At 44.6% G+C, this 19,586-nt stretch carries 14 protein-coding genes and 1 other annotated feature; of the genes, 3 read left to right on the top strand and 11 right to left on the bottom strand.

Annotated elements, in window-relative coordinates:
• Positions 1-22: 22 nt before the first annotated feature.
• From tycA to C7R91_RS16075, 3 genes are all read right to left on the bottom strand, one after another.
• Entirely contained in the window at positions 23-3,301 is a 3,279-nt protein-coding gene (gene tycA, locus C7R91_RS16085; RefSeq protein ID WP_047069309.1) for a tyrocidine non-ribosomal peptide synthetase TycA, read from the bottom strand.
• A 748-nt stretch (positions 3,302-4,049) separates the two neighbouring features.
• On the bottom strand, positions 4,050-5,240 hold the full coding sequence (locus C7R91_RS16080; protein WP_047069307.1) for an MFS transporter: 1,191 nt from the start codon (positions 5,238-5,240) through the stop codon (positions 4,050-4,052).
• A gap of 3 nt (positions 5,241-5,243) precedes the next feature.
• Positions 5,244-5,660 carry a MarR family winged helix-turn-helix transcriptional regulator gene (locus C7R91_RS16075; RefSeq protein ID WP_047069306.1) on the bottom strand — a complete coding sequence of 139 codons (417 nt, stop codon included), beginning with the start codon at positions 5,658-5,660 and terminating at the stop codon, positions 5,244-5,246.
• Between the two features lie 147 nt (positions 5,661-5,807).
• On the opposite strand from C7R91_RS16075, the gene C7R91_RS16070 reads away from it, so the two are divergent.
• Positions 5,808-7,922, top strand: a complete 2,115-nt coding sequence (locus C7R91_RS16070; RefSeq protein WP_047069305.1) for a hypothetical protein — start codon at positions 5,808-5,810, stop codon at positions 7,920-7,922.
• A 73-nt stretch (positions 7,923-7,995) separates the two neighbouring features.
• Here C7R91_RS16070 and tyrS read toward each other — a convergent pair whose 3' ends face one another.
• From tyrS to C7R91_RS16030, 8 genes are all read right to left on the bottom strand, one after another.
• Positions 7,996-9,264 (bottom strand): tyrosine--tRNA ligase, encoded by a 1,269-nt coding sequence (tyrS, locus tag C7R91_RS16065; protein WP_429793709.1) that lies wholly within the window; start codon positions 9,262-9,264, stop codon positions 7,996-7,998.
• A 57-nt stretch (positions 9,265-9,321) separates the two neighbouring features.
• Positions 9,322-9,551, bottom strand: a binding site (T-box leader).
• Positions 9,552-9,626: 75 nt separating this feature from the next.
• Complete coding sequence (locus C7R91_RS16060; protein WP_236697837.1) at positions 9,627-11,204, bottom strand: ATP-binding cassette domain-containing protein; 1,578 nt, start codon at positions 11,202-11,204, stop codon at positions 9,627-9,629.
• Between the two features lie 231 nt (positions 11,205-11,435).
• On the bottom strand, positions 11,436-13,100 hold the full coding sequence (locus C7R91_RS16055) for a DUF6138 family protein (protein ID WP_047069304.1): 1,665 nt from the start codon (positions 13,098-13,100) through the stop codon (positions 11,436-11,438).
• A 39-nt stretch (positions 13,101-13,139) separates the two neighbouring features.
• Positions 13,140-14,213: a suppressor of fused domain protein gene (locus C7R91_RS16050; RefSeq protein WP_047069303.1), complete on the bottom strand. Its 1,074-nt coding sequence runs from the start codon at positions 14,211-14,213 to the stop codon at positions 13,140-13,142.
• A 124-nt stretch (positions 14,214-14,337) separates the two neighbouring features.
• Positions 14,338-14,976 carry an RNA ligase family protein gene (locus C7R91_RS16045; RefSeq protein ID WP_047069301.1) on the bottom strand — a complete coding sequence of 213 codons (639 nt, stop codon included), beginning with the start codon at positions 14,974-14,976 and terminating at the stop codon, positions 14,338-14,340.
• Positions 14,977-14,990: 14 nt separating this feature from the next.
• Positions 14,991-15,953, bottom strand: coding sequence for an AAA family ATPase (locus tag C7R91_RS16040; RefSeq protein WP_047069300.1), 963 nt, complete (start codon positions 15,951-15,953; stop codon positions 14,991-14,993).
• Positions 15,954-16,062: 109 nt separating this feature from the next.
• Positions 16,063-16,881 carry a hypothetical protein gene (locus C7R91_RS16035; RefSeq protein WP_047069299.1) on the bottom strand — a complete coding sequence of 273 codons (819 nt, stop codon included), beginning with the start codon at positions 16,879-16,881 and terminating at the stop codon, positions 16,063-16,065.
• A 107-nt stretch (positions 16,882-16,988) separates the two neighbouring features.
• Positions 16,989-18,464: a protein adenylyltransferase SelO gene (locus C7R91_RS16030; RefSeq protein ID WP_047069297.1), complete on the bottom strand. Its 1,476-nt coding sequence runs from the start codon at positions 18,462-18,464 to the stop codon at positions 16,989-16,991.
• A 239-nt stretch (positions 18,465-18,703) separates the two neighbouring features.
• Between C7R91_RS16030 and C7R91_RS16025 the strand changes: the two genes are divergently transcribed.
• Positions 18,704-19,138: an SRPBCC family protein gene (locus C7R91_RS16025; protein WP_047069511.1), complete on the top strand. Its 435-nt coding sequence runs from the start codon at positions 18,704-18,706 to the stop codon at positions 19,136-19,138.
• Complete coding sequence (locus tag C7R91_RS16020; protein WP_047069296.1) at positions 19,139-19,510, top strand: ArsR/SmtB family transcription factor; 372 nt, start codon at positions 19,139-19,141, stop codon at positions 19,508-19,510.
• Positions 19,511-19,586: the final 76 nt, after the last annotated feature.

Raw genomic sequence — 19,586 nt, 5'->3', positions numbered from 1 at the left:
TGAAATTTTAGCAAGTGATTCTTTAGTTAAGCGTATTGGCAAGTACTTCGAAAATGTCGTCCATTTCTTCCATTTGAAGTCCTTTTAGACTAAAGTCACTGGGAGTCCGTTCGACTTCTTTTTTCTGCGAGCAATGCGTAATGATTGCCCGGAGATGTTTTTGATAGCTCTTACTCAATTGATGGATGGACTCTTCTCTAAACTGCTCCTCACTATAAGTAAACGTGATGAGAAGCTCCCCACCTTCAATTCTTCCTGTAATATTCAAGGCGGTATAAATCTCCGAATCGGGACTCAGATTGTTCTTCCCATCCGCACCGAGTGAGTTGCCTGAACTATAAATAGAACGGGTAAACATTTCACTGTTAAGGCCTGAGTCAAACTGCCCCAAATAGTTAAACGTCACTTCTGGTCGTAAGGAAAAGGACAAGGAACGTCGTTTTTCAGGTTTAGTCATATATTTTAAAATTTCATAGCCAATGCCTTTATTAGGGATCTTCCTCAGGTTTTCTTTCGTGCATTTGATATGGTCAGGTAAGTGATTCATTTGACTCAAATCTAGTAAAACTGGATATTGGGACGTAAACCATCCGATTGTTCTTGTCACGTTAGCGTGTTCGATCACACCCTCGCGCCCGTGCCCTTCCAGATTAATCACGATTTGGTCAAGCCTGCTCCACTCTGCAACGGCCAGCCCCAACGCTGCCAGTAATAAATCATTGATTTCTGTTTGATAAGCAGAATTTGCCTGTTTCAACAATTGTTCGGTTTCCTCTGCCAGCAATCCGACCTGTATGTTTCGGATACTCTTCTGTTTGCAGCCCACCGTTTCATAGTCTTTTGGAAGGGAAGCATTCCTAGCTCCGGATTCAAGATTCTCCCAATACGGGATTTCTCTCATCAATGCATCACTATTCGCATACTCGTTCAGCCACACTGCCCAATTTTTAAAGGAATCCGTTTTTTCTGGGAGAACGATTTCTTTTCCTGCTAGTACCTGACTGTATGCAGTTGCTAGATCCTCAAACAGAATGCGCCAAGAGATTCCATCCATGACTAAATGATGGATGGCCAAAAACAAGTGATCGCCTTGAAGCGTATGGAACAGGGCTGCCTTCACCAACTGACCCTCTTGTAAATTCATGCTGCCATGCAAACGCCTCGTCTCTTCTTCAATTGCTTGCTGGACATCCGAATGAGTGGTCAGATCATATTGAAGGAATTGGTATAATTCACTACCCAATCCACGATTCTGTTGAACAATTCTTCCATTCTCGTTTTGATAGATCATACGGAGCGCGTCATGATGCGAAAGTATTTTATCCAAGGCCTTTCGGATAGCTTCAGGATCAAATCCTTGTTCGCGATACAGCACATACGATTGATTCCAATGGAACATATTCGTAAAGTTCTTTTCAAAGAACCATTGTTGAATTGGCGTCAAGTTAACAGGGCCTTCGATGATTCCCTGCTCGCTTCTCCTCGTCGTACTTTTGACATAGAGAGCAACCTGTGAAATTGTCGGGTAATTCAGCAAATCTTTCGTGTCTAGCTTTCGTTGATAGGCATGCAAACGAGCAGCGACCTGGATCGCTTGAATGGAATCCCCGCCGAGTGAGTAAAAATTGTCGCGAATCCCAATTTTCTCGATTCCTAATACCTCTTGCCATACGGTTGCGAGAATCGCTTCTGTCTGATTTCTGGGAGGTTCATATGCTGGATTTGTCTCAGCAGTAGCATCAGGTTCTGGCAATGCTTTGCGATCAATTTTGTCATTCGGAGTGAGCGGCATTTTATCCAGCTTCACGAAATAAGAAGGAAGCATGTACGCAGGAAGCTTTTGAGCGGCATATTCTCTGATCTGCGCAGGAGTTACTTCCAGTTGCGAAATAAAATAAGCGCACAAATAGGGTTGAGCATGTTGGTCTTCTCGAGCGATTACTACTGCCTCTTTTATTTGTTCATGCTTCAGCAAAACGGACTCGATTTCTCCCAACTCAATCCGATGACCCCTGATTTTCACCTGATGGTCGATTCTGCCGAGAAACTCGATTTCTCCAGTCGGCAGCCATTTGGCAAGGTCTCCTGTCCTGTACATCTTCTCTCCTGGTACGAATGGATTATCCACAAATTTTTCGGCGGTCAAGTCTGGGCGATTCCAGTATCCTCTGGCTAAGCCTACTCCGCCTATGCATAATTCTCCTTCACTGCCAATTGGCTGAAGTTGTAGCTCTTCATTGACAATATAAACGGATGTATTTTGAATCGGTTTGCCGATTGGGATCGTTTGGTTGACGAGCACATCGGAAGGTGCCTCCCAAATCGTCGCGCAAATGCTTGTTTCCGTAGGTCCGTATGCATTCACGTACCTGACTTTGTTTTTCCATTTATTCACTAAAGGGAAGTTGGCAGCTGAACCTGCCGTAATCATGATGCGAAGTGTAGTAATATGATCTGGGGTGAGGTGAGTCAAATATGTGGGTGGCAACGTGATGATGGTCAACTCATTTTCATTCAAATAGTTTTCAAAACTGATGAAATCATGAATTGTCTGTTTCGAAAGGATATAGAGGCTGGCACCGGTTAGTAAAGCCATGAACATTTCCCATACCGATGCGTCAAAAGACATGCTGGCAAACTGTCCAATCCTGTCTGCAGGTGTTACACCAAACGTATTTTGAAAGAATGATTGCAAATTCGCGATCCCTTTATGCTCCAGCATGGTTCCTTTCGGCTTGCCAGTTGTTCCTGAAGTATAGATGACATACGCCATGTCAGTAGGCTTGCATGGCAAGTGAAGATTGGAATCTGAGCGAGTATCTAGCTGTTCTTCCTCGAGCACGACTACAGGACCACGGTATCCGACATCATAAACAAGTTGGCTGACGTTTTTCTGGGTGATGACGATTTTGGTTTGACTGTCTTGAAGGATATATTGAATCCGATCTTGCGGATATTCGATATCGATGGGCACATACGCTCCTCCAGCCTTGAGGATGGCCAGAATAGCCGTAACATTTTCAATGGATTTCTCCATCATTACACCGACAATGCTGTCTGTTGTAATCCCTTTTTCGATCAGTGCTCTTGCTAATTGATTGGCCTTCCTGTTGAGCTCCTGGTAAGTTAAGCGCTCATTTTCATAAACGATGGCAACTCGGTGTGGCACAGCCTCTGCCTGTTCCTCGAATAACTGATGGATCGACTTATCCTGTGGATATTCCGCTTTCGTACCATTAAACAAGGCTACCTGTTCTTTTTCCCACTCCAAGTCGATGAGATTGGCCTGATTTGCTAACATATGTCCCCTCCGATAATTGGCAAACTTTTGTCTATCATGAAGTGTGACAATACAATGAAATGGTCGCTAAATCTGAAGATGGAGCCTCAGTGACAAATGGATCATGTTAGAAACCCCCTCATCAACACCATTTAATATAATGGCCAATTGTAACAAAATATGTGGGTTTTTGTGTATTTTTTGTAACTATTACCCATCTTCATATTACTATGGTCATGAACCAATTTTCACCTACAAATTTTCCGCGATTTTACATTTTTTCACAATGGGAATAATTCCCTGTTTACTCGAAGCGGTTTTCAGGACAAAAGTCACTCTCCATTTTTTGGTCAAAACATGTGCACTTGTAATCTAGCCGAATGGATTCAGGACATGATTCCTGACCCTTTCGAACAGGAAAATACATTACCTAAAAACAAATATGCTGGCCTGCACACCTCCTTACAATCCAGCAGAATAACGTATTCATATGCACCTGTTTAAGAAACTGTTATTCATTATAACAGAGAGTGTTTTGGAAATCAGTCAAAAAATAGTCAATTTATGTTAAATGTGTTACTTTTTTACCAACTTGTCCTCATTCCCTCCAAAAAAGGCTCACACTTTCTGGTTTCATTCGAAAGTTTGAGCCTTTTGGAACATTTTTCTTTCTGGGATAAACACCGCTGAAAAAGATACCAGGCTACCTAATAAAAGGCAGCCTGGTATCTTCTATAGGGGCCTAACTCCCCCTTTTTACTTGGATGAATTAGCTAGCACGTATCAATTCCCGATCTCGTTTGCCGTGTAGCCAGTGATAAAGCGGGATGCTGAAAAGAATAAAGGCGACCATCCCTCCGAAAATCGTACGATATCCAGTATGCGGTACGATAAATCCGAGCAGATAGGGCCCGATTCCTAATCCTAGATCATACATAATGTAGTAAGTAGAGGTTGCTAATCCAAAGCGATGCGGAGCTGTCACCTTCACAGCTACCGTTTGGGCTATGGAGTTAAAGTTTCCGAAGCCTACTCCAATCAATGCAGCAGATAGCAGCAGCATCCAGGATGTTGAGGCTTGACTGAATAGAAGCATCCCGACAGCAAATATCACCAGGCTTGGGTATGTCACGATGTTCGCCCCTCTTGCGTCCATTAGCTTTCCTGAGAATGGTCGCGAGAGGATAATGACAATGGCATACACCAAAAAGAAATAACTCGAAGCTGAGGAAAGATTAATTTCTTCCGCATAAAACGATAAAAATGACAAGACACCCGAATAGCTAAAGCCGATTAATAAAGCGATGAATGAAATCGGCAAAGCTTTCGGCTCGATGAATTTCGAAAGCAGAGAACCTTTTTCTTCCTCTTTCACACTTGTGGAAGGAAGCGGAAGATTGATTTTTGCCATGGCATAAAAGATCAAACAAATCAGGGAAAACACGACATTCATCGTAAAAATCCAGATAAAACCATTTTCAAACCGCAATAAGATCATACCGAGGAAAGGACCAATCGCAGTGGCTAAAATCGCACTTAAACTGTAATAGCCAATCCCCTCACCCTTGCGAGACGCTGGCAGGATTTGGGCAATAATGGTACCCGTTGCTGTACTGGCAATACCAACGGCAATTCCTTGTAGCAATCGATTTACCAGTAAAAAGCTGATATGGACGGCAAAAAAGTAAAGCAACGAGGTGACAGCAAAAAATCCCAATCCAATCCAAAGCGTTTTTTTCGTACCAATAAAACTAATGGCTCTACCGGTGAGTAGTCGGCCAATCAAAGCACCAATAATAAAGATACTGGAAACTAATCCAGCTGAACTGGTTGTAGCGTGAAATTCTGTTTTGGCATACGAAGCAATCGTGACCATTAGTAAGAAATACATAAGTGTCAAAAGAAAATTAATGAAAGAAACAATGACGAACTCTTTTGTCCAAAGCCTTTCCTTTATCACTGCTTACCCTCTTCTCTTTAAGTTCATGATGAGTTTTTCCAGTACGATGGCTACTGCGTCTCTTTCTTCTTGTGAGATGCCCTCCATTAACTCTTCCAAGAATGGTTCAGTCGCTTCCATAATTGTCTTATGTAGCGCTTCACCTTTCTCTGACAAGTACATAATTTTTTGCCGTTTGTCTTCACCGGATAAAATCGAAATCATTTCACGCGCAGCTAATTTTTGCGCAATGGGTGTAATGGCAGGCTTCTCTACTTGCCAATAATCGGCCACGTCGCTAAAAGTAGCAGGACCGTTATTTTTGAGATAACGAATTAACGCCCATTGTGTGACGGATATACCGAATGGAAGTAACTCCTCTTGCAATTGATTATTGTATATACGATGTGTGAATGCGACCTTTGAAAAGAACGGGTACATGTTAGCTCCCCTTATTAGTTAATTAATTTAATTAATTATATATCTTATTTTGCTGTTTGAGAAGGTTTAAATTATGGTGGGTTTCCCTTGTGGCTTTTTCCATGTACATTCGTCTAATCTATATCACCATACAAAAGGAGAAAAATTATGTTGGTAAAAAGGCTTTTCGCCATTCCCTTCTTATTATTGCTTTTCTTGATACTTTGTTTTCCAATACCTGTGCTTGCCAAGGATTCCTCCATTCAAAATCCGTATTATGTATTTAGCTGGGATGAGGCAGGCAATGTCCGCATTACCGATCTGGCGAAAAATGAAGTCCTCTCTTCCATTCAGTACCAAGCCGAATATGGGGCAATCTACAATGCAATGACTCCTTCCCTTCCAAAAGGAGCCAATCATATAACGTTGGATCAAAGTCCTCCATTTCAACCGGGGGCAGCCATCGAACTTCGCTCCGAATCGTTTGGCGGCAGAATGAATGCTCCGCTTGTCCATCAGGCTAAAGTGACTGCCGTCCGAGGAAATGACGTATATTTCTCTCCACCTACGACGAAAGTGATCGACCGGAACATTTTTATGAAACGGGGCAGCCATTGGGTTCGTAAATGGGATGACGTAAAGGTGGAACAACTGGAGACGGGCACTGGTAACACAGTCATCGTCACAGCTCACACTCCGATTGCAGTGGTTACAACACAATATGCATTGCACAAAAATAGCCCAGCCATCGATATCACTGTAAAAACCACCTACAAGCGAGAGGCAAAGGTTTTTCGTGAAGCGTTCGCCCTGCAATTCAAGCCAAATGTAACAGAGGTATATCGCAAGAATCGGAAAGTGGACACACAGAAATTCCAAGCTTCTTACTGGCTGGATCACCAAGGTGCGAAATTTGGTCAAGGGAAGCAAGCAGCTTTTTTGTACCATGCCCCCAACGTGTCTTCACTTGAATTGAATACGATGCAAAAACAGCTCATTGTGAATCTGGATCACATGAACGATCACAGATACGTACAGCAAACGTCTACGAATCAAGTCGGAAAAGTCCGCCACGCTTCCGAATATCGCGCAAACGACGAACGGACGAATTCCTTTTCGCTGGTAGTTGGGTATCAACCGAAGCTCATGCCGCGTTTTATGAGTCAGCCTTCTGGTTTTTTGGCGACACATGTATGGACAGAGCATGCTGACGAGCAGACGCTGCAAACGAATCGTGCTGTTTATTTCGGCTCCGAGAAGATTACATCGTCGGCACAAGCAACAGGGGGCTTTGTCAAACACCGGATTCCGGTTACGAAAAGCGTGTTTTACTCGAATCCGTATTTTCAACCGAAATCACCTGTCAATGTCGCTATTGCGCAAAGCCCTGAATTTTTGCAGTTTCTGGATGACCTCAATCGGAACGGTAATGATATTGGTCTACACACCCTCTATCCTTATGAATTAAGGCATTATCAAAAGACTACAGAGGATGCGTTACAAGTAATGAAAGATCGCTTCCAAAGCAGGACATGGATTGACCATGGATATTTGAAGTCTAGCTTTGCCTTTAACGCACTCGACATCCAAACGGCGAATTACTTGGCACATCAATGGAAAAAATACGGCACGTCGTATTTTTGGCACTACAGCTCAGAAGATATCGCCAATCCGAATAATGGCCTTGATCTGTACCAAACCCGGAGAGGCGACTCCTTGCGCACTCCTCTCTATTGGTCGCATCCGACAGTGACTGGCCCGTTTTATTCTTGGTCGGCTGCTAGCATTCCGGAAGATACACTATCTTTGTATCGGGAGCAAAATCTCCAGCAGCTCATTCAAAATCGGGGGGTGTTTATCAACCATACCTACTTGGCAAGATTTCCGTCCAAAAAGCAAGGTGGGAAATTCGTCATACGAGATGCCAAAGGTAACTGGATCATCCATCCGGATTTTGACCGCTTGTTGAAGCGAATGGACGCGCTGCGCGATCAAGGCAAATTGCATTTGACGACCGTACGTGAAATCATGGATTATTGGCTCGCCCTCTCTCAAGTCAGAATGGAATATGCACCAAACGGCACTATTGTTCTGCACAATGATGGCAAGCACAAGATTTCAGGTCTTTCCATGGCGGTAAAAGCTTCGGAAGTTTATGTGAACGGGATGAAACCGTCGCAAAAGAAAGCGGATGGCGACCTTATCTTTTGGTTCGATCTGGAGCCAAATGCAGCTGCGGTTATTGCTGCGAACAAAGTGGATAGTACGGCACTTCCGAAATAAAAGTAAAATCAGTGACCATAAATACAAGAAGAAGCTTCCCTAGCAGTTCCAGGGAAGCTTCTTATTCCTTCATCTATTGAGACAATTTTACCAAGCTGTAGTTTTTCTTGCCTTTGCGAATAATGATGAAGCGGCCACCGATAGCGAGACTTGGCGTTACTTCCAGTTCCAAATCAGTAACGCGCTCGCCATTCATGGAAATAGCGCCTTTTGTAATATCCTCGCGTGCTTGACGCTTGGATGGCTCAATGCCGACCTCAACGAGCCAGTCGACAATGTTCTTCGTTTCGAGAGTAGATTCGTACGTCGGCATTTCTTTGAAGCCTTGTTCGATCTCATCTGCGGATAGCGATTTAATATCACCAGTAAACAAAGCTGCTGTAATGCGCTTCGCCTGCTCCAGCAATTCCTCGCCGTGCACAAATCTCGTCATTTCCTCAGCCAGCGCTTTTTGCGCCTCGCGTTTATGTGGCTCGGTCTGTACTTTTCCAGCCAGCTCTTCAATTTGTTCTTTGGAGAGGAACGTAAAGTATTTCAAGTATTTCACAACATCGCGGTCATCGGTATTCGCCCAGAACTGGTAGAATTCGAATGGTGTTGTTTTGTTTGGATCAAGCCAGATGGCTCCTCCTGCTGTCTTCCCGAATTTCGTACCATCTGCCTTCAGCATCAGAGGAATCGTGAGACCAAATGCTTTTGCTTCGGGTCCTTCTTTTTTGCGAATCAGATCGAGACCGCTCGTGATGTTGCCCCATTGGTCGGAACCGCCGATTTGCAGCTGAACATCTTCATGTTTGTACAGATGCAGGTAATCCAGCGATTGCAGAATTTGATAGGAAAACTCCGTAAACGAAATGCCGCTTTCCAGTCTGCTCGACACAACATCCTTGGCAAGCATTGTATTGATGCTGAAGTTTTTTCCGTAATCCCGCAAAAATTCAATAACATTGATTTTGTGCGTCCAGTCGTAGTTGTTCACCAGACGAATTTGGTTGTCGCCTTCTGTAATGAACAGCTTTTTCATCTGTGCGGTGAGTTTGTCGACGTTCTCCTGAATTTGTTCCAGTGTTTGCAAAGAACGCTCGGATTGACGGCCGCTCGGATCGCCAATCGTACCTGTTGCACCACCGATCAAAATAACCGGGCGATGACCAGCGAGCTGGAAGCGTTTCAGTACCATGAAAGGAATCAAGTGACCGATATGCATACTGTCACCTGTAGGATCAACACCGCAATATAACGAGACTGCTTTTTCATTCGTTAATTCTCGCAGCCCTTCTGCATCTGTTTGCTGATTGATGGCTTCGCGCCATTCGAGTTCGTCGATAATATTCACTGCCATACACTCCTTCAATCTCCTATGGTAAAAAACAAAAAATCGCCCCTTGTCTATTGTAGACATAGGGACGATTGAATAACCGTGTTACCACCCATCTTGCACCAATGGACCCAAGCGTTAACGCAGGCCATTCATGCCACTCGAAGCGAGTTATCGTTCGCGATTCCGCTCGGCATTACCCGAGATACTCCAGAGTGTAATTCGCTCGCTTATTGTGTACCGGGTTTCATCAACCCCCGGCTTTCTAGGACAGGGAATAAGCTGCTACTGGGCTCTTTCAACGTATGTTTCATATGAAATTAAAGTCAGTATATTGAATTCAAATAGCAATGTCAACCATGTTGCAATGATTCCGCCACGATCCCTTATTTTATTTTCGTAAGACCGTCGGAAGTGAGTTCATAAACAGCTGTTGCGACTTCATGTAAATACCGTCGATCATGCGAAATACTGATAATCACACCGTCAAAAGCCGTTAAGGCGCGGCACAGAACAGGAGTCGTCAATGGACTGAGGTTTCGCGTCGGTTCATCCAGTATCAATATTTCGCACTGATCCAAAATCATTTTTAACAGGAGCAATTTCGCTTTCTGTCCCCCAGATAAGTTTTTAATGGGTTGATGCATCTCATCCTTTGTAAATTTCATACTGCCTAAATGCGTATACGCTTTTGTAATCGCATCTTTCATTCCCGTTGTGTCCAAGTATTCAATCGGTGTTTTGGTCGAATCCAGCCGGTCTTCGTAGTTTTGGGGCATGTACCCGATCTTTAGCGACGAGTGGTGGACTAGCTCATCCATGATTTTTTTCAGCAACGTCGTTTTTCCGATCCCATTTTCCCCAATAATCGCGACTTTTTCTGACCCCTTGATCGATAAATGAATCTGTTTCGATAACTGTTTGTTCGCTATTTGCAGTACTTCCAATGAATAGTCGAGGATTTGTTTACTACCGGGGACATGTACCGCTGAATCAAATCGGAATTCACTCGCTTCCTCCACACTCGGGACCTCTAGAAATGATTCCGACGCTTTCTCCATTCGCTCTCTTTGATTTTTCAAGGACTTGATTTTCTTTTGCAGTCGCGGATCTGACCGTACGTTCCGATGCTGATGCTCTGCCTTATTCCAAATGTCATGCCATTTCTCCATTTGCTTTCTATGATTAGAAGCTTGTTTTTTGGCTATCTGTTCTTGTTTGCTCAAATTGTTCTTTCGATTGGCGAGGTAATTCTCATATGGCTCTCTTGAAAACGTATATTTGGGTACTTGTTTGCGCTTCGTCAGTTCCATATGAAGGATGCCGTTTGCTGTATTCGCAATAAACGTTTCGTCATGCGATACATATAGGACAGGAATAGCCGTCTGTTGAATAAACTCTTCTAGCCACTCCATCGTTTGAATATCCAAATCATTGGTAGGCTCGTCCAGCAACAGAACATCATGCTTCTGTGCCAACAGACTTAAAATGCGGTATTTGAAACGCTCACCACCGGAAAGAACACCCAGCTTTTTATCTGAATCCAATGCATGAATGCCGAAATCATCCATCGCCCTCACCAGTTCTTTAGTCCATTGGTTTTCGGCAAAAAAGTCGGCAACGGTCATTTGTTTTTCTTCGTCCGATAGCTCCTGTGAAAGAAAACCGATGGAACATTCGTTTCGCAACACGTTACCTGCAAATGTGCAATACCCGGCAATCATTTGTTCCGCGCAAATCAATTTTAATAAGCTGCTTTTTCCATTTCCCTCTTCCCCAATGATGGCAATCTTGTCACCAGTTTGCAGGGTCAGATCCAAATTTTGAATGAGAGTCCTGTCGTCTTTTTTGGTGGTAATCGTGATATTGTGCAGTTCAACCATTTTTGGATTCCCCATTTCGTTTTTGCGTTTCTCGTCATTTACTCTTTGTTCATCTGGATCACCCCCCTTTTTTGACAACAAAAAAAGATGCTTCTGTCCAATAAACAGAAGCATCTTGCTCTCGTACTAGAAATCGCTATATGAAAAATAGATCATACAGGAATTCAAGCTATGAATTTGCGGGTGAATTTGGCTTCTTGTTTATTATAGGATTGGCTTTTCCAATAAATAAACAATTGCGCAAATGATTCACCCTCCGTTCCATGTAGTTGACTTCAATATAGCATGGCCTTCTAAATATTGTCAATGATGCTATTCGACCAAGGCTAGCAATTCTGCAAGCTTCTCTTTGATGGGGGAAGATTCCTTTTTTACCGCCTGTACGAGCTTCTTGTTCCCGCCGAAAAGGCGATAAATAACCGTTTCCCGTTGGTAATCTTCCATCGTTGCGAGCTCCCCGATAAGTGCATCCACCAGTTCAGTACGATCGATGGTGATATTTTTCAAAGGCTTCGCTGAGTCGCTACTGCCAAGCACTAGAGAGACGAGTACAGGGATATTCTCTACAGTTACACCATGCGCCTCCACAAAAGCTATGGCAAAATCGTCCTGAGCTGACTGATGCTCCGTGTCGACCAGCTTCATATAGCGACGAAAGAGTGGAAAATAATCGCTGCTAGACAAGCCGAGAGCCAATACCGCATAAGTGCCGGGCATGACGGATTTCTCACTAGGCTCTACATCCCCGTACCACGCGAACTCCTCCATCGCAAGCTCGGCATAGTCTGCGATTTTTGGATATAAGGCAGGATAACGGGACGCATTGGCAAAAAACTGATGGAGACCTGACTTCGCCAGCTTTTTTACTGGCAAGTAATTCTTTTCGCTGCTCTTCAGCTTGAGCTTGTACCCTTTGGGAAAGCCTTCACGCAAAAGGCCGTTGATAAACTCGACGGCTTCACCGTACGCCGCTTCCTCCTCAGATACAATCCGGATGTCAATCGCTTGCAAAACGTCATTGGCGCTTGCTTGAATCAGACTGCTTTTATACTCGCTATCAAAGCGGCCGCTGCCCCGTTTTACATAGTCCGCAGCCCGCTTGGAGCCAAGCTGAACAGCGAGGTCCAGATACTTCTTGCGAGTATCCGGCTCCTTGTTACCTATTGCGAGAGCGACGTACAGGAAAAAGTCCAGCTCCTCTGTTTTTGGTTCCTGACGCTCCTGCTCGGGTTTCAAAACCCAATCCAATCCATAATGCCCGGTACGATCGAAAAATTTGACTAAAAACCGCTCATTCGCCCAGCCTTTTAAAGCCAAAGCAGAGTGGTATGTCCACGAATCACTGCGTTCTTTATTGGAGCGCAGCTTTTCGCTAAGACGCTGGATGAGCGGTTCGATTATCTCCTGCTTTTGTTCCATCAAATCGGGATTGACGAGACAACGAGCGAAGAAGAAATCGTCTCTTTCTTTCGGACGTACAGGAAGCTCCGCTTTAATTTTTGTCTCGATGAATTGATCCAGTGCTTTTTTTAGACTCTCGCGTTTTCGTTCGTTGATGAAATGGCGAGAATGGCATTGCACCGATTGTTTCCACTCGAATTCGAAAACAAGCTCTAAGCGGTAATTAAAAAAGTGAGATGCATAGTCCGTGGAGTGGAACAGAGCTTCCATTCGATCACACAGTGCGGGAAAAAACTCTTGCATGAGCATTTCCTCTGTAAGCTCCTCCATGTAAGAGCCCGCATCGTATTTGTACGAATCGTCACTCCAACTGAATGGTTCATGGACATCCACGTGGATTTTGCCATTGGCCCAATTGAGTTTTCCTTTTCTCCACGCCACTCGCAGGTAGTCTTTGACCCCCGCCTGCAGTACACTCCAGTCTTTGATCTCGTTGATCCGCTGGTTCTCTTTTTTATAAATTTCTTGGATGGAAGTCCATACTTCATTTAGAAATGCTTCTGCTGCCTGATGCATTGACTGACTCTCCTCCTCGCCAAAACCAGCGCTGCCGACTTAACCTATAACCTTGACGACATTGCCCTCGCTATCGGTAATATTGGTTTTTACAATGTTTATGGCAATTCCTTTCAGGGAAGGAATCTCAAAGCTGCTTTCCTTTGGAAGCAACTGCTTGGTAAGAGCACTGGTTGTCGCATCATCGATAACAACGCGAATGACGTCCTCTCCTGGAATGCATTCAGGCTTGTCGCCTGGCTCAAATACAACATGGACATCGGGTCCTACCAATCTCAAGCTTTCCCCTTTTCGCATACGTCCGCGGAGAATTTTTCCGATGACTTCCGCTTGCTTAGCTCCCAGCCTCAGGGTCGAAGGCGTATTTTTCAAAAAGCCTTTTTTACCTGGCTCAAAGCCTAGCTGGCTGACGAACAAATAGGCAGTGTTGGAGCCTTCTTGTTCCATTCCTTTTTGAACAGCATCGGAAACTGTAGAGTTGCGAAGGAGAGAATCCCGCTCAAGATCGGTTATGTAGGAAGGCATGTACGGCAAGCCAGATTGGAGTACGCCTCGTGTATTCCAAGCCATCATTGCATCGAGTTCATCACCTGTGATCCCGACCATCTGCAAAAATTGCACCCGACCATTCGGCGTATCGATTTCGGCAAGCTGTGGGTCCGTGACAAAAGCGAGCGCAGTCAGTTGGGTATCGGCGCCCAAGCATATCGGTCCGTTCGCATCCAAATGATCCCCTGCTTGAAAAACATTGCCCGTGTTGAATACGTAACGCCCCATATTTTGAAGCAGATTCAGCGCCCAAGCCGGCGGTTCTTCCTCGTCGTCCTTTCGCGCCAATCGAAACGTCAATTCAAAACCAAAACCGCTTTCCTCTTCATTCTCGGATTCCTTTTCATACAACTCGGTAAATCCATAGGTAACAAAATGCCAATGCGGATAAGGCTCGTCCGCTTTGTAGGCGCTAATTCCATCTAATGGATCGGGGCCCCCCAGTGCATACGAGATAAGCGTGCCGTAATGTTTAGGCTCCTGTTCTCCATAAATCTTTCTCATCTCCTGATCAATGGCATCCCAGCCAGCTGACATCATTTCTTCATTCCATTCTTCGTTCATTTCTCTTGCCTCCTATGTAATGACTGTCTTAACAATAGCCAAAATGAATTTTGGATACTCTATTAGACGGTCAATACCAACTTAGCAAATTACATCGTTCTCATTCCCTTCAATATCAAAGTCTTTAAGTGGTCTGTGCTATCCCATTCGGAACGACTGGCTTCGATAACCAGTGCTGGTCAGTTTGCACATGATTTTTGCGCACAAACTTGGCCGCAGATTGTTTAAAATCTTCGTACGAAAACCGCTCCGTTAATCGTACCACGTACCCCTCTTGTTCCCCACCGAATACAGATTGTTTGGTGTAGCAGCTTTTTACGGTCTCTTCGCTCCAAATCCCTCTGTATAAGACAGGTGCTGTTTCTAAGCCAAGTAATTCAGCCCATTCTACCGTTTCATCCCACGATAAGCATTCATTGTTTTCATTCCAGATCGAGAAAACGTAGAAATAGCTCGTTAGGTGCTCGTAGTAGATGGAGTGCAGCGCATATACATTTTCCCCGCAAATTCTCCAGCCTTCCGGGATATGAAACGAAATCGTCCCGTGCAGCATCTTTACCCAATGTCTAGATGCGTGATCTTTGCTATCGAGTGACCTTGCATGGATATGGTTTCGGTACAGCGTGGTATTTTCTCCATCCAGCTTTTCTGTCACAACTACTTCTTTTCCTTCGAAGTGACCAACCGTTCGCAAAATTTTATCATCGTCGGTTCTACTTCTTGACCAAGGTAAATGAAAGGTTCTCGGGTATTTTTTCAACATCGTTATTCACCTCCTTATTTCGCATAGGCATCACCTTCCTTGAAAAAGTACAGCTTCCACAGGTACTCATCGCCCAACAAATGATAAATCTCGGAAATATCTTGCTGCGTTCCGTAGTTAATCTTCATGTGCATTTGAATCAGGTTGACGACTTCAAAAATAAAATCATCGTCGAATCCTAATTCTTTTAAGAAATGGCAAGCAATTTGCGCAGATACATGCTCATGTCCGTAGTAGGAGTAATGGCCTTTCATCGGCTTGTAGGTTTTGCAAAATGGTTTTCCTGTATCGTGAAACAAGGCGACCACCTGCATGAGAAATTTGTCTTCTTCCGTGTAAAAGGCGTTTACATAATCGAAAACATGATAGGTATGTTTGCACAAAGGGTACTGATGATAAGGGTTTTCCTGATTAAATTGATACATCTCTTTGAAAATCGGAATGGCATTCAGCCTGCCGAAAAGCTCTTCATAGGAGGGTTCGTTTTGAAGCAATTGAACGAACTCTTCTTTTTCAATGCCATAAGGAACCGGCTCGTGCAAGAGATGAATGTGATCCCATCCCTCATTCTTGATGGGAAAATGGAAGTTCTTCCGCATCTTCGCCAAGATGTATTCGTCTACGGTTCTCTTTCGGGATCGATTGCGCTCCAGGCAAACCGAATAAGGAACATCGAGGTAATAGCATTCCTTTTGGACATCGGGAAATTTGGCAAGGACCTTCATTCTTTTCTCTCTGTCAATATTAGTAGCGTCCAAGATGACATTCTTTCCATTCGCCAGCTCTGTTGCGATTTTCGAATAAACCTCAAAAAATACTTGTGCAGACTTTTTTTGTTTTCGCTCATCACCGAATAAGTTTTGGCGGATTTCATCCGTAGACACGATGGTTGCCCGTTCCTTCTTGGCAATTTCTTGTGCCCACTTGCTTTTGCCACTGCCGGCAATGCCTGACAAGACGATTAATTTCTTTTTCACTTATATCTCACCTCCTTTCAATAAAAACATAATTTCGACATGCTTTTCCAATATTATACACACTTCGCGTATAGATGGCACCCTTCTTTGTTCCTAGATTTTCTGTTCTTTACAGCCACGGACCAAAGAAATTCTGGACAGCTTGCTCGGAATAGCTATCTTCCCCCCGCCAATTCACAACGGCGAAAAAGTCGTTCTTCCCGCCACGCCCTGGTCTGTCCTTGCTTGGAGCCAAGATCCCAGCGGATGCAAGAATTTCCATAAAGACATCCCGTTCGTTCTTGCTAGATGCAAAAGCTCCATTAAGGCGCTTCTCCAGTTGACGAGCGGCATCGGTTGGTTCACTGCTGGCGATGATGGCTAGCACTTGACGGAGGATGGCTACATCTTCTTCCTGTACCGAAAAAGTTTCCTCCTTGCTTAATAGTTCCAGATCAAGCATGAGGTACAGTAGATAGTTCAGGCGTATACCTCCCCACTTGATTCTTTCGAAATTCAATACATTCAAATCTTCATTCGTATACTGCTCTCTGCTTGCAATATGGTAGCGGTCGCAAAGATGGCAGTCTCCGTACATGGCAAAGTAGATGCCGTTTTCTGGATTCGTATACTTGCCAGTGTTACTTTCGAACGCGTGTGCCTTCAATGGCTCCGTCAAAGCCCAGCTAGACAAGGCGCTGCGCAGGTGCACCTTTCGCGTCGAGAGACTGTGCAAAAATGCTGCGGCGACTTGTTCTTTCGTCACTTTTTCATGCAGAGCAATAATTTTGTCTATGCACTCCTCGTGACTGATCGTTAACGGGTGAAACATGAGACCTTTGCTTTTTGCGTATTCAAAATCTTCTCCCGAAAAATCGTACGGAGCACTGTTCCAGCCTTTGCTGCTCCAAAATGTTTTCATCAAGATTTGCTTTGCTTTTTTATCCATTAAGCAATTGCTCCTTTTTTCTTCGGCTTTCCATATATTAGCTCGGATCGGACGTATGAAAAAAGAGTCCAACATGTAAAAGATCGTTGGACTCTGATTGCATGCGATCATGTACCGCAAAACGTTTGGTAAGGACATGCTGATTCCGCTGGCAAAGTCGTGTATTCTACCTGTTCAGGAGTGTACGCATATGGATCAGAAAGAACTGCCAGGAGCCGTTCCATCACAGTGTAGTCGCCCTCTTTCCATGCTGCTTCCAATGCTTCTTCTACACGATGGTTCCGAGGGATGACTGCCGGATTGCTCTTTTTCATCAACTGTTGTACCATGGCGGTGTCTTCTGGCTGTCTCGTCAGTCTGGCTCTCCACTGCTCATGCCATTCCGTGAATTCGCTCGTGCCAAACAGCACGGTTTCTTCTGGTTGGTTAAGCGTGAAAGCACGGAATGTATTCGTATAGTCAGCTTGGTGGTCCTTCATCATGTTGAGCAGACCTTCGATCAGCGCTTCATCCTGTTCCTCTTCGTTTAACAATCCGAGCTTTGCCCGCATTCCTGTTAGCCAATTGCCGTGATACAGCTTGCCAAATTCAGCAAGGGCATCTTCGGCCATTTTCACAGCCTGCGCTTCGTTGTCATGCAGCAACGGCAATAAGCTTTCCGCAAAACGAGTAAGATTCCAAACGGCTATGTACGGCTGATTTCCGTAAGCATAGCGGCCCTGAACGTCAATAGAGCTAAATACCGTTGCAGGATCATATGTGTCCATGAAAGCGCAAGGACCGTAATCAATGGTTTCGCCGCTGATCGTCATGTTGTCGGTGTTCATGACCCCGTGAATAAATCCTGCGAGTTGCCACTTGGCAATCAACGCAGCCTGACGCTGGATGACTTCGTTCAGCAGAAGGAGATAGCGGTTTTCTTCTGCTGTGATCTTTGGGAAATGTCTTTGCAATGTGTAATCAGCTAGCGCGCGGAGGTCTTCTATGGAACAAAATCTTGCCGCGAATTGGAACGTGCCTACTCTGATATGACTGGCTGCAACACGCGTCAAAATAGCACCAGGCAGCTCGGATTCGCGATAGATCGACTCCCCGGTTGTCACTACGGCAAGGCTTCGAGTCGTAGGAATGCCAAGTCCATGCATGGCCTCGCTTATGATGTATTCACGCAGCATCGGGCCAAGGGCTGCTCTACCATCACCCCCGCGTGAATAAGGTGTTCTGCCGGAACCTTTCAGTTGGATATCAAAGCGCTCGCCTGTAGGCGTAATTTGCTCACCAAGCAGGAGAGCACGACCGTCGCCTAGCATGGTAAAATGGCCAAATTGATGTCCCGCATATGCTTGAGCGAGAGGCTCTGCGCCTTCCGGGGTTTTATTTCCCGCAAGCATGGCTATGACTTCTTCGCTTTGCAGTGCTTCGACATTCAGCCCAAGCGATTTAGCCAATTGTTCATTGAGAATGGCTAGCTTCGGTGAACGTACAGGAGGTGGATTGAGCCTGGAAAAAAACGATTTGGGCAGCGTTGTATAGCTGTTATCGAAGTTCCATCCCGGTTCGATTGTTGCTCTTTTGTCCGTCATTGTATCTCCTTTGATCGATTGGCGTTATTTGAATGGACGTAACGGTACGCATAATACATTTTGCCAATTTATTATACCCTTTTCATGCAAAATTGGATCACATTCGCACATTTTCCTCGCCGAATATATTTCATGAGTTGGAGGAAAAATACCATTTACATAAAACCAAAAGGTGTTATATCATCTTAAAGTAGAACCTAAAGGTGTTAGATTTTCACTATGAAACGGAGCGATTTATCGTGGAACAGAACAATCAACAAGCCGTAGAAGATATTAAACAAACCATCGTTTTCGACGCCCCTATTCAAAAGGTATGGGAGAAAGTATCCACTGCGGAAGCCATTTCTGCTTGGTTTATGCCGAATGATTTTCAGCCAGTGGTAGGTCATGAGTTTCATATCCAATCTCCTTTTGGGCCGTCACCGTGTAAAGTGTTGGAAGTAGAAGCGCCACATCGCCTTTCTTTTGCTTGGGATACAGACGGTTGGATCGTCTCTTTTCTTTTAAAAGACCTGGGAGATAAAACGGAGTTTACCCTCATTCATGGTGGATGGAAAGCGGCAGATGAGATCATCGGAAAAGCAAACGCGAAGAGCTCAATGATTCGCGAGAAGATGAATCAAGGTTGGGTTGGAATTGTTCATGAGCGTCTGAAAAAGGTTGTGGAAGGCTAAATGTCTGCTTCAGCAGAAAAGGTTGATGTATTTCAAGCGATCGCTGACCCTACTCGTCGAGAAGTCCTTCGCTTGCTAGCTGAAAAAGAATTGCCGATCTCAGCAATTACCTCTCATTTCCCCATAAGCCGAACTGCTGTGGTCAAGCATCTTCATATACTTGCTGACGCAGATTTGGTTACGGGACATAAGGTAGGCCGTGAGAAAATTTATCGGTTGCATCCCGGTCCCCTGACAGAAGTAAAGCAGTGGCTTTCCTTTTATGAGCAGTTTTGGAACAATAAGTTGTCAATGTTGAAGCACCTTGTGGAGACCGATGGCGATACGGCATTAACCATCGTGCAATCGGAACCGGATCAAACAAGGAAATAGCTTGTCATGCCCTTCCCTCTTGATCGATTGACCCAGGATCAAGAGGGTTTTCCTTGATGCAGGAAGATCAAATTCA

The organism is Brevibacillus formosus, assembly GCF_003013405.1.
GTDB classification, from domain to species: Bacteria; Bacillota; Bacilli; order Brevibacillales; family Brevibacillaceae; genus Brevibacillus; species Brevibacillus formosus.
Note: the sequence above shows the minus strand (reverse complement) of the source record. Positions and strands in the feature narration are given on the sequence as shown.

Excerpts from the sequence above, each read along its gene's own strand:
- tycA (WP_047069309.1), bottom strand. The coding sequence starts at position 3,301 with ATGTTAGCAAATCAGGCCAATCTCATCGACTTGGAGTGGGAAAAAGAA.
- C7R91_RS16075 (WP_047069306.1), bottom strand. The coding sequence starts at position 5,660 with ATGTACCCGTTCTTTTCAAAGGTCGCATTCACACATCGTATATACAAT.
- C7R91_RS16070 (WP_047069305.1), top strand. The coding sequence starts at position 5,808 with ATGTTGGTAAAAAGGCTTTTCGCCATTCCCTTCTTATTATTGCTTTTC.
- tyrS (WP_429793709.1), bottom strand. The coding sequence starts at position 9,264 with ATGGCAGTGAATATTATCGACGAACTCGAATGGCGCGAAGCCATCAAT.
- C7R91_RS16055 (WP_047069304.1), bottom strand. The coding sequence starts at position 13,100 with ATGCATCAGGCAGCAGAAGCATTTCTAAATGAAGTATGGACTTCCATC.
- C7R91_RS16050 (WP_047069303.1), bottom strand. The coding sequence starts at position 14,213 with ATGAACGAAGAATGGAATGAAGAAATGATGTCAGCTGGCTGGGATGCC.
- C7R91_RS16045 (WP_047069301.1), bottom strand. The coding sequence starts at position 14,976 with ATGTTGAAAAAATACCCGAGAACCTTTCATTTACCTTGGTCAAGAAGT.
- C7R91_RS16035 (WP_047069299.1), bottom strand. The coding sequence starts at position 16,881 with ATGGATAAAAAAGCAAAGCAAATCTTGATGAAAACATTTTGGAGCAGC.
- C7R91_RS16030 (WP_047069297.1), bottom strand. The coding sequence starts at position 18,464 with ATGACGGACAAAAGAGCAACAATCGAACCGGGATGGAACTTCGATAAC.
- C7R91_RS16020 (WP_047069296.1), top strand. The coding sequence starts at position 19,139 with ATGTCTGCTTCAGCAGAAAAGGTTGATGTATTTCAAGCGATCGCTGAC.